Below are 11,435 nucleotides of genomic sequence, written 5' to 3'. Positions count from 1 at the left end.
ATCAAGCCTCTATTAATCCTGTATTTTAAACTGTCTAATTTTTAGGTCTCAGTTCAGTTTCTTTAAAATGACTTTTTTCTTGTCTTTAAATATTTATTATTTATTTTTCAATTCCAAGATGTTTTAGAATCAAAGCGGCCGTTTCTTCAATCGAACGGTCAGCGACGTTAATTACGTAACAGCCTAACTTCTTATAAAGCTTTTGTGCTGCCTCTAATTCCTTGTTAATTGAATCCATGTTGGAATAAGTTGTATCTGGGTTTAAACCATAAGAAATCATTCTTTGCTTTCTAATATGATTCAAAACGGATGGATCATTGGTTAAACCAACAATTTTCTTAGGATCAATTTCGTAAATTTCCTTAGGGATATGAGTCTCAGGAACTAATGGTAAATTGGCAACTTTTAAGTTCATGTTGGCAAGATACAGTGACAATGGTGTTTTAGAAGTTCTAGAAACTCCGAGTAATACAACGTCAGCTTCCAAAAAGCCTTTTGGATCTTTACCATCATCGTACATTACAGCAAATTCCATTGCAGAAATTCTATCGAAGTATTTTTGATTCATCTTATGCTGTGCACCAATTTTTTCAACTGGGCGCATACCCGTTGTCTTTTGCAGTGCTTCAACAATAGGTGAGAAAATATCGATGCTTTGAACTTTATGTTCGCGGGCAAAGCGAATTATAGGTATCTGCATCTCATCTTTAACTAAACTATAGATAATAACTAGGTTGGGATACTTTTCCACTTCATCGAGAGTATTCTTTAATTTCTCTTTGTTGTTAATAAATGGATAACGACGGTAATTAATCTTTGCATCAGGAAATTCAGCGGCAGCAGCAACTACGTTGTTAAAAGCAGTATCACCGGCGGCATCCGAAATAATGATAATGTTGATTTCTTTCTTTGATGTTTTTTCTGGCATTATGTACACTTCTTTCTAGAGATTAATTATACAGTTTCTGAAAATAGATTAACAGTTCTATAGTATAGATAATACTAAAATTAAAAACTTTTTTTAAAAATATTGGCAGATTATGTTGACCCAGCTCCTCTGTTTGTTATAATGAAACCAATGTATGACGTAACGTCAAGAAATGGAAGGAGGGATCACACATGGCTAAGACAGTCGTTCATGAAAACGAGTCTATTGATGATGCTCTTCGTCGTTTCAAACGTTCCGTTTCGAGAAGTGGTACCTTACAAGAATACCGCAAACGCGAATTCTACGAAAAACCTAGTGTTCGTAGAAAGTTGAAATCAGAAGCTGCACGTAAGCGTAGACATTATTAATAAATGTGTGGGAAACTTCTATCGTTTTGATAGAAGTTTTTCTTTTTGTATAAAAAATTACGGTAAATACTTTAATTAGCTTAATTCCACACATACGTGCCTGACTTTTGCTATAATTTAACTAGGTTTTATTTTAAGGAAGAAGGATTAACCTTGAGTTTATCTGATGAAATTATGGACGATATGAAAAAAGCTATGAAAGCCCATGATAAAGTTAAATTAAATACTGTGCGAATGATTAAATCAGCACTTATGAATGAAAAGATTAAGTTAGGACATAAGTTAAGTCCTGATGAAGAATTAACAGTCCTTAATCATGAAAAAAAACAAAGAGAAGAATCAATTGCTGAATTTACTAAAGCTTCACGTAAAGATTTAGCCGATGAAACTAAAAAAGAACTTACAATTGTTGAAGGCTATATGCCTAAACAATTGTCAAAGGACGAATTGGATAAAATCGTTTCTGAGACAATTTCCGAAGTTGGTGCCAAAGGCAAATCTGACTTCGGTAAGGTAATGAAAGCATTGATGCCTAAAGTTAAGGGTAGAGCTGACGGTAAAGAAGCTTCAGCTTTAGTACGTGACCATCTAAGTTAAGCAGTAAAGGAGAGAGTTATTTGGCCGAAACCGATTTTATTCCTAAAAATCCAGAGAATATCCAAAAATTAGTTGGAATTAATGATGGTAATCTGAACCTCTTGTCTGAAGGTTACGATGTTTCAGTTACTGACACGGGTAATCAAATTGTGATTACTGGTGACAGTGCTGGTTCACAAAAAGTTGTAGCAGTTTTGAAAGCATTAGATAATGTTGTGAGTTCTGGTGTTAACATTGGTGCTCCCGATGTTGTCAGTGCAATGAAAATGGCTGATAAGGGGACTACAGAGTACTTTCTTGACCTGTATAAGAAAATTTTGATTCGGGATGCTAAAGGCAAACCGATCAGGGTTAAAAATATGGGGCAAAAGCGGTATGTGGAGGCTATTCAAAAGAGTGATGTTGTATTTGGTATTGGTCCTGCTGGTACCGGTAAAACGTTCTTAGCCGTCGTATGCGCAATTTCTGCCTTTAAGAAAGGTGAAGTATCGCGAATTATTCTGACTAGACCTGCGGTTGAAGCTGGCGAGTCCCTTGGCTTTTTACCAGGAGACTTAAAAGAAAAGGTTGATCCATATCTGCGGCCAATATATGACTCCTTGTACGCAATTTTAGGTAAAAGTACGACTGAACGGTTAATGGAACGTGGCGTAATTGAAGTCGCCCCACTCGCATATATGCGGGGGCGTACTTTAGATGACGCCTTTGTTATTTTAGATGAAGCTCAAAACACGACAGATGCACAAATGAAAATGTTTCTGACCCGGTTAGGCTTTAATTCTAAGATGATTGTCAATGGTGATATTACACAAGTTGATCTGCCAGGTAGACAACATAGTGGTCTAATTGATGCGCGAAGGATTTTAAGAAATATTGATCAAATCAAATTTGTTAAGTTTACTTCTAACGATGTCGTTCGGCACCCAGTAGTTGCCAAAATTATTAATGCATATGAAAAAGAGGATGCTCAACGTAAACATGGAGCCAATTGATATTACTTATAATGATGAGGTCGACTTTTTAAAAGATGATCGCCGCGACTGGCAAAAGTGGATCATGAAATTGCTCCTTTTAGCCAAGAAAGAAATTGGGAAAAAGAACAATTTAGGAATGAGCATCAACTTTGTAGATGAAGATCATAGTCAAGAAATAAATAAAAAGTACCGTGATAAGGATCGTCCGACTGATGTTATTTCTTTTGCCATTGAAGATGGTGATGAAGACTTTGATATTGCAGCTTTTGAGGATGATCCCGATTTTCAAGAAGATATCGGTGATTTATTTATGTGCCCGGGTGTGATCAAGCGCCACAGTGTTGAATATGGTACTGGTTTCGACCGGGAATTTGGCTACACAATTGTTCACGGTTTTCTGCATTTGAATGGTTATGATCATATTAAGCCAGATGAAGCAAAGAAAATGTTTGGTATTCAAGGAAAAGTATTGAAAGATTATGGCTTGCCACTTTATCCTGATCAATTAGATAAAGGCAGAGGAAAATAATGACTGAAAATAAAAAAATTAAATCTGGATTTGTTGCCCTGGTAGGCCGTCCTAATGTAGGTAAATCAACTTTGATGAACTATTTGGTTGGCCAGAAGGTGGCAATTACTTCGAGCAAGCCACAAACAACTAGAAATAAAATTTCTGGTATTTATACTTCAAATGATATGCAGGTTGTTTTTGTTGATACACCGGGTATTTTTAAGCCTCGTTTAAAGCTTGATGATTACATGGATAAGGCCAGTATCTCAAGTTTAAATGAAGTTGACTTAGTCTTATTTATGGTTGAACCTGATGAAATTGGGAAGAGTAATGAATATATTGGCGATTTATTAAAAAAGGTAAAGGTACCGGTTTTTCTGGTCATTAATAAAGTAGATAAGGTTAATCCCGATAAATTATTACCAATTATTGATTCTTACCGAAAATTTGAAAATTTTAAGGAATACCTGCCGATTTCAGCCACTAAAGGGATCGGTATTTCTGATTTACTTGAGACAATTCATAAGTATTTGCCTGATGGCCCAGAATACTATGATCCTGATCAAATAACGGATCGTCCCGAATACTTTCTTGTTGCTGAATTAGTTCGTGAGCAAATTTTGAAATTAACTGCTCAAGAAGTACCACATGCTACCGCTGTGAAGGTTGAACGAATGAATCAACATGTAAGAGGTAAGCTGAAGATTGAAGCTACAATTTATGTAGAAAAAGACGGTCAAAAAGGCATTATTATCGGTAAGGGCGGTAAGATGCTTAAGCAGATAGGTATTAATTCACGTAAACAGATTGAAGCTTTGCTAGGTGAGAAAGTTAACCTCCGTTTATGGGTTAAAGTTCAATCTAAGTGGCGGTCTGATCCGAGTTTCTTAAAACAGATTGGCTATGATAAGAAGGAATTGTCTTAAATGGCGCGTGAACTTAAAGAAGTTCAAGGCATAATTTTTAAAAGGCAAAAATATAAAGAGGCAGACTTATTAGCTAAAATAATGACGAAAGAAAATGGTATTATTACTTTAATTGTTCGGGGTGCACTTAAACCAAAGTCTAAATTAGGTGCCGCTACCTTGAATTTTTCTTATGGTAATTATGTAATTTATACAAGTGGTCATGGTCTTAGCAACCTGCGGACTTATAAAGAAGTAAGGCAATTCGATGGTTTATATAATGATCTGACTAAGAATGCTTATGCTTCTTTTATTTTGGATTTAATTGATCATGCTTTTCTCGAATATCAAAATTTGGGTAAATATTATACCTTAGCCTTATATGCTATTAAAAAGATTAATGCCGGCGTAGATCCAGAAATGATTACGCAAATCGTGCAGATGCAATTGTTAGCAGCTTATGGGGTTGAACCACAATTAAAACAATGTGTGATTTGTGGTAAAAGTCAGGGAATTTTTGATTATTCTATTAAACGTGGTGGTATTTTATGCAGTGATCATTTTCGGGTAGAGAATAGCCGGATGCATTTGAAGCCTAAACAAACGGCAGTATTAAGAACAATCGGCTTACTTCCAATAGAACGTTTAGGTTCAATTAAGGTAAGTGATGATACCAAAAAGGCTACCAGAAAGGCAATTGATCGCATTTACCGTGATACAATTGATTTAAATTTAAAGACCAAAAAATTCCTTGATGAATTAAAGATGTTTAATTAAAGATTTGTTTTTGTTTTAATTATTATGGTAGAATAATAACGTATTTTGACAGTAATGAGGATTTAGAAAAGTACTAGTCCAGCGAGTGTCGTAGGATGTGAGGACATCTAGGAAAAGGTACCTCTAGTCAAACTAATTAAGGGCAGGAAGATATTTCCTGAATTAGGGTGGAACCGCGAGTTTAATTCGTCCCTATGCAAGTTTTGCATAGGCTTTTTTTATGGTCTATTGCAGAAAGGAATAGAAAATGGCAGAAAAGAAATTAAATATTCAAGATATGATCATGAAACTGGAAAAATTCTGGTCTTCTAAAGGTTGTATGATTATGCCTTCATATGATGTTGAAAAGGGTGCAGGAACTATGAGTCCTTACACTTTTCTTCGTGCGGTTGGTCCTGAACCGTGGGCAGCTTGCTATGTAGAACCATCCAGAAGACCTGCAGACGGTCGTTATGGTAAAAACCCTAACCGTCTGTATCAGCACCACCAATTTCAGGTAGTTATTAAACCAGCACCAGAAGATATTCAACAGTATTATTTGGATAGTTTGCGGGTACTTGGAATCGAACCTCTCGAACACGATATTCGTTTCGTTGAGGATAACTGGGAAAATCCATCTATGGGTTGTGCCGGTGTCGGTTGGGAAGTTTGGCTTGATGGCATGGAAGTTAGTCAATTTACTTATTTCCAAGTTGTTGGTGAGCTCGACGTAAAGCCTACTATGAGTGAGATCACTTACGGAATTGAACGGCTTGCATCATATATTCAAGATGTTAACTCAGTCTTTGATTTGGTCTGGGGTAATGGTGTGCTCTACCGCGATATCTTTAAAGAGCCAGAATATGAACATTCTAAATATGCGTTTGAAGAATCTAACCAGGATAATCTTCTTAAATTATTCGATCTTTACGAAGCAACGGCTAAACGTTTACTTAGTCAGAATTTGGTTCATCCTGCATATGATTATATTTTAAAGTGTTCGCACACATTTAATTTGCTGGATGCACGAGGTGCGGTTTCAGTTACTGAACGTGCCGGATACTTATCCAGAATTAGAGATTTGGCTCATCAAGTTGCAGTAAGCTTTGTAGAAGAACGTGAAAAGCGTGGCTTCCCACTTCTTAAGAATGCAAAGAATAAGAAAGCAGGGCTTGAAAATGACTAAAGATTATTTATTTGAAATTGGTACAGAAGAAATGCCGGCTCATGTTGTTTCTCGTAGTGTTAAACAACTCGCTGACAGAACCAGAAAATTCTTAAAGGAGAATGGTTTAAAGTTTAAGGATATTAAAACTTATTCAACACCACGTCGCCTTACAATTCTTGTTGAAGATTTAGCTGAAAAGCAAAAAGATATCGATAAAGTAAAGAAGGGTCCAGCCAAAAAGATTGCTCAGGATGCTGATGGTAACTGGACAAAGGCTGCCCAAGGCTTTGCTCGTGGTCAAGGTATGACGCCAGATGATATTTACTTCCAAGAATTTAAGGGTACCGAATATGCTTATGTTCACGTTAAAAAGGAAGGGAAAAAAGCCAGTGATATTTTACTTGGAATGAGTAATATCATTAAAGCAATGACTTTTCCTACTAAAATGCGTTGGGATTCGAATGATTTCGAATTTGTTCGCCCAATTCACTGGTTAGTGTCGCTATTTGGCAGTGACGTAATTCCAGTTAAAATTTTAGATATTACGGCTGGCCGTAAAACCCAAGGACACCGCTTTTTAGGTGACTCTGTTGTTTTGGCAAATGCAGATGATTATGAAGATGCATTAAAGGATCAATTCGTTATTGTGGATGCCGATGAACGCAAAGACATGATCGTTCACCAAATGAACGACTTGGTGAAGAAAAACAATTGGAAGATCAAGCCAGATAAGAATTTGCTTGAAGAAGTTACTAATTTGGTTGAATATCCAACTGTTTTTGCAGGGTCTTTTGATAAAAAGTATTTGAAGATGCCTAAAGAAGTTTTGATTACCTCAATGAAAGATAATCAAAGGTACTTTGAAGTTTATGATCAAGACGATAATTTGATTAACCACTTCATCGCTGTTCGTAACGGTAACAAGGATTATCTTGATAACGTTATTTCCGGTAATGAAAAGGTCTTGGTTGCTCGGTTAGATGATGCGCAATTCTTCTACGATGAAGACTGTAAATACCCACTCAGTCACTTTGTTGATCGTTTACAAAACGTATCATTCCACGATAAGATCGGATCAATGGCAGATAAGATGAAGCGGGTACGTATTATCGGTGACTTTTTAGCTAAACACTGGAAATTACAAGATCAAGTAGTTAAGGACTTTGACCGTGCGAGTGAACTTTATAAGTTCGACTTAGTAACCCAAATGGTTGGAGAATTCTCTGAATTACAAGGTGTAATGGGGATGTATTATGCACGGTTTGCTGGTGAAAACGAAGAAGTTTCTGTAGCTATCAAAGAGCACTACATGCCAGCTACTTCAGAAGGCCCGCTTCCAGAAACTACCGTTGGTTCACTTCTGTCTGTAGCTGATAAACTTGATACCATTATTACTTTCTTTGGTGCAGGTATGATTCCTACTTCATCTAATGATCCATATGCATTACGGCGTAACGCTTATGGAATTGTAAGAATTTTACTTAACCAAAAATGGTCATTACCGTTTAACGAAGCTTTGCCTGAGATGGTTGATTTGCTTAAGGGTAAGACCCCTGCTAAGTTACCTAAAGCTGGCACTCAAGATGAAGAAATAGCTTCATTTATTCGTGACAGAATTAAGCAATATCTACAGAAGAACAAGTTTAAGTACGATATTATTGATGCCGTACTTGCTTCAAGTCAGCAGGATCCAATTCAAATTTTAGCTGCAGCGAATGTTTTGCAATTACACCATGATGATGATAAATTTACACCTGTTGTTGAAAGCTTAACCAGAATCGATAACATTCTTAAAAAGGCTAAATTTAAGGGTCAAGCTAAGGTTGATAAGAGTTTGTTTGAAAATAATAGTGAGAATGAACTATATGCTGGTGTAGAAAATCTGCAGGATGTAGTCGATTTAGCAGACCTTTATGAAGGCTTTGTTCAATTGCAACCAGTTATTGACCAATACTTCGATACTAATATGATTATGGATAAAGATGAAAAGATTAGAAATAATCGTTTAGCTCAATTAAGTAATGTAAGTGAATTGGCAGACCGTTTAGGGGATTTGAGCAAATTAGTTATTAAGTAATTTTAATAAAGAATAGGTGATTGGAATGGCTGGATTAATTCCTGAGAAAGTTATCGAAAAGGTACGTAGCAACGTCAATATTGTAGATGTAATCAGCCAATATGTTTCACTTGAAAAGAAAGGCAAAGACTATATCGGTCTTTGCCCTTTTCATCAAGAAAAAACACCATCATTTACGGTTAACGAGGATAAGCAATTTTTTAAATGTTTCGGTTGTGGTAAGGGTGGTAATGTTTTTAAATTCTTGATGTATAAAGACAACTTAACCTTTCCTGAAAGTGTTAAACAAGTAGCTGAGTTTGCACATATCAAGTTATCGGGAAACTTTACTAAGCCTAAAGTTTCTAATACGATGACCCTCATGTTTCAGGATGCAACTGAATTTTATCATCATGTATTGTTGACAACCAATGCGGGCCGTAGAGGGCTGCGTTATGCAAGAGAACGTAAAATGTCAGATGAGATTCTCGAACATTTCCAAATAGGTTATGCTCCTAAACAGGATAATTTATTATTAACTTTCTTGCGTGGCAGAAACTATAAGGATGATGATTTATTTAGGAGCGGTTTATTTGTTGAAAGCAAGGATGGTCGTTTATTTGATCGTTTCCGTGATCGTTTGATGTTTCCGTTAGGGAATGAGAGTGGCTATGTTATCGGCTTTTCTGGACGAAGGATTTCTAACGATAAAACGGTTGCTAAGTACATTAATAGTCCTGAAACAAAATTGTTTAATAAATCTAAGGTGCTTTTTAACTTTTCGGAAGCTAAGAAAGCTGCCAAGCAAGAAGGGCATCTAGTTTTATATGAGGGCTATATGGATGTAATTTCTGCCTATAAGGCAGGAGTTAAATCTGGAATTGCTTCAATGGGAACTAGCTTAACCGATCAACAAATATACATGCTCAAACGGGTAACTAAAAATATAATTATCAATTACGATGGGGATGAACCTGGTGTTCACGCTGAAGAGCGGGCTACTAAAATGTTCCAAAAAGCTGGCGGTTTTAACATTGGGGTCGTTGTTTTGCCAGATGGCTTAGACCCAGATGAGTACGTAAAGAAATACGGTACGGAAAAGTATCAAGATGAAGTAAAAGGTGCGTTTACCGCAACCGATTTCTTCTTAAAGCGGTTGGCTAAAAAGTATAATTTAAATAATGATCGGGAAAAGATCGTTTATTTAGATGAGGCCGTCAAAGTAATAGCTAGATTAACTAATCCGGTGGAACAGGACCTTTATATTGATAAGATTGCTAAAGCCCAAGGTGTTTCAAAGGCTTCTTTAAAAGCAAATTTAATCAAGCAGCAGCGACGTGAGCGGACAGCTAATCGGCATAAGGGGAGTAATTATGATAATTCTTTACCTACGCCAGAATTACAAGATTTAACTCCGCCGACACCGACTGATGCACCTGAAGATGAGAAGGGTGATCGTGATCCAGTTCAAACGAGGCTACTTTATTTATTCATTCATTCAACCCATGCAAAAAATTATTTATTAAAGAAAAAATTTCTGTTTCCTGACAAGGATTATGCAAAACTTGCTGAATTGTGGTTAAAATTTAGTGAAAGTCATGAAAATCCGGAAATTAATAGTTTCTTAGATTTTATTCCTGAAGAACTTCAAGGTATAATAGTAAGTGCTGAAATGGCAGATATGCCCGATGATTTTACTGAAAATGAAATTGATGAGCAAATTAGTGCACTCCATATGCGTAAGATCAATTCCAAGCTAGATGAGCTTAAAAACCAATTAAATGATGCTAGACGCAAAACGGATACAGAGGAAATAATAAAAATTACTCAAAAGATTTTAAATTTGAAGAGAATCCAGGGCAAGAAGGAGGCTTTTTAGTGGTAAAGAAAAGTACTACAAAGACTACAAAGAAGACTAGAACTACTGCGAAAAAAACGAAAACTAGGGCTACTACAAAGAAGCGAAGAGCCACTACGAAGAAACAACCTGTTAAGAGGACTAATACTATCTCTTTAGACAAGTTGGTTAAAAAAGTCGTAAAAGACGTTAAGAAGAGTAAAACGATTACTGAAAAAGACTTCATGAATCGGTTGGTTAAGCCTTACAAGCTACAAGGTAAGGCCGTTGACCAATTAGTCCAGGAGTTCGAAGACAATGGCATCAGTATTGTTGATGATAAGGGCGATCCTTCTAAATTAGCTTTAAAGAAACAAAAGGATGTTGAAAAGGCTGAATTAAAGGATATGTCCGCTCCATCAAGCGTTAGGATGAACGATCCAGTTCGAATGTATTTAAAGGAAATTGGACGTGTTCCCCTACTTAATGCTGATCAGGAAATTGCCCTTGCTAAGAGAATCGAAGCAGGAGACGAGGAAGCAAAGCAGGAATTAGCTGAAGCTAACTTACGTTTGGTTGTTTCTATTGCTAAACGGTATGTTGGCCGTGGCATGTCCTTCTTGGATCTTATTCAAGAAGGTAACATGGGGCTAATGAAGGCTGTTGATAAATTTGATTATACTTTAGGATTTAAATTTTCTACTTATGCAACATGGTGGATTAGACAAGCTATTACCCGTGCCATTGCTGACCAGGCAAGAACCATCAGAATTCCGGTTCACATGGTAGAAACTATTAATAAGTTAATCAGAATTCAACGTCAATTGCTTCAAGACTTAGGTCGTGAACCGACTCCTGAAGAAATCGGAGCCGAAATGGATATGCCGACTAAGAAAGTACGTGATATCCTGAAGATCGCTCAAGAACCGGTTTCTCTTGAAACGCCTATCGGTGAGGAGGATGATTCTCATTTGGGTGATTTCATTAAGGATAAAGATGCTACCAGCCCTGAGCAACATGCTTCTTATGAAATGTTAAAGGAACAACTTGAAGAAGTTCTTGATACTTTAACTGATCGTGAGGAAAATGTTTTAAGATTGCGGTTTGGCCTTGATGATGGTCGTACCCGTACTTTGGAAGAAGTTGGGCGTGTATTTGGTGTTACCCGTGAGCGTATTCGTCAGATTGAAGCAAAGGCTTTGCGCAAGCTGCGGCACCCGAGTCGTTCTAACCAATTACGTGATTTTTTGGATGAATAAAGTAATTTAGATACTAAAAGGGCTCTTTGTCAAATCCTGTTGATAGAGAGTAAATGAATAGAATCAGGCAGTCATT

General features: G+C 36.7%; 11 protein-coding genes. 10 read left to right on the top strand and 1 reads right to left on the bottom strand.

Features of this window, described 5'->3' with window-relative positions; translation table 11 throughout:
* Window positions 1–100: 100 nt before the first annotated feature.
* Window positions 101–928: a pyruvate, water dikinase regulatory protein gene (locus FC77_RS06545; protein ID WP_056970798.1), complete on the bottom strand. Its 828-nt coding sequence runs from the start codon at window positions 926–928 to the stop codon at window positions 101–103.
* Between the two features lie 191 nt (window positions 929–1,119).
* On the opposite strand from FC77_RS06545, the gene rpsU reads away from it, so the two are divergent.
* The 10 genes from rpsU to rpoD all read left to right on the top strand — a co-directional run bounded on the left by rpsU (window position 1,120) and on the right by rpoD (window position 11,359).
* The gene (gene rpsU, locus FC77_RS06540) at window positions 1,120–1,296 is read left to right on the top strand and encodes a 30S ribosomal protein S21 (protein ID WP_009560161.1); all 177 of its coding nucleotides are present in this window, start codon (window positions 1,120–1,122) and stop codon (window positions 1,294–1,296) included.
* Between the two features lie 153 nt (window positions 1,297–1,449).
* Complete coding sequence (locus tag FC77_RS06535) at window positions 1,450–1,893, top strand: GatB/YqeY domain-containing protein (protein ID WP_056970796.1); 444 nt, start codon at window positions 1,450–1,452, stop codon at window positions 1,891–1,893.
* Between the two features lie 20 nt (window positions 1,894–1,913).
* On the top strand, window positions 1,914–2,885 hold the full coding sequence (locus FC77_RS06530) for a PhoH family protein (RefSeq protein WP_054682140.1): 972 nt from the start codon (window positions 1,914–1,916) through the stop codon (window positions 2,883–2,885).
* A complete protein-coding gene (gene ybeY, locus FC77_RS06525; protein WP_056970794.1) occupies window positions 2,872–3,396 on the top strand; it encodes an rRNA maturation RNase YbeY in 525 nt (174 codons plus the stop codon). Before FC77_RS06530 ends, ybeY begins: the two co-directional genes overlap by 14 nt.
* The gene (era, locus tag FC77_RS06520) at window positions 3,396–4,304 is read left to right on the top strand and encodes a GTPase Era (protein WP_056970792.1); all 909 of its coding nucleotides are present in this window, start codon (window positions 3,396–3,398) and stop codon (window positions 4,302–4,304) included. Before ybeY ends, era begins: the two co-directional genes overlap by 1 nt.
* Window positions 4,305–5,060 carry a DNA repair protein RecO gene (recO, locus tag FC77_RS06515; protein ID WP_056970790.1) on the top strand — a complete coding sequence of 252 codons (756 nt, stop codon included), beginning with the start codon at window positions 4,305–4,307 and terminating at the stop codon, window positions 5,058–5,060.
* A 247-nt stretch (window positions 5,061–5,307) separates the two neighbouring features.
* Complete coding sequence (glyQ, locus tag FC77_RS06510; RefSeq protein ID WP_054682142.1) at window positions 5,308–6,225, top strand: glycine--tRNA ligase subunit alpha; 918 nt, start codon at window positions 5,308–5,310, stop codon at window positions 6,223–6,225.
* Complete coding sequence (glyS, locus tag FC77_RS06505) at window positions 6,218–8,284, top strand: glycine--tRNA ligase subunit beta (RefSeq protein WP_056970788.1); 2,067 nt, start codon at window positions 6,218–6,220, stop codon at window positions 8,282–8,284. Before glyQ ends, glyS begins: the two co-directional genes overlap by 8 nt.
* 25 nt (window positions 8,285–8,309) lie before the next feature.
* Window positions 8,310–10,142, top strand: a complete 1,833-nt coding sequence (gene dnaG / locus FC77_RS06500) for a DNA primase (protein WP_056970786.1) — start codon at window positions 8,310–8,312, stop codon at window positions 10,140–10,142.
* 128 nt (window positions 10,143–10,270) lie between these two features.
* Window positions 10,271–11,359, top strand: a complete 1,089-nt coding sequence (gene rpoD / locus FC77_RS06495; RefSeq protein ID WP_056970799.1) for an RNA polymerase sigma factor RpoD — start codon at window positions 10,271–10,273, stop codon at window positions 11,357–11,359.
* Window positions 11,360–11,435: the final 76 nt, after the last annotated feature.

Source organism: Lactobacillus acetotolerans DSM 20749 = JCM 3825, assembly GCF_001436775.1.
GTDB lineage: Bacteria > Bacillota > Bacilli > Lactobacillales > Lactobacillaceae > Lactobacillus > Lactobacillus acetotolerans.
This window is presented reverse-complemented; position numbering and strand designations above follow the sequence as displayed.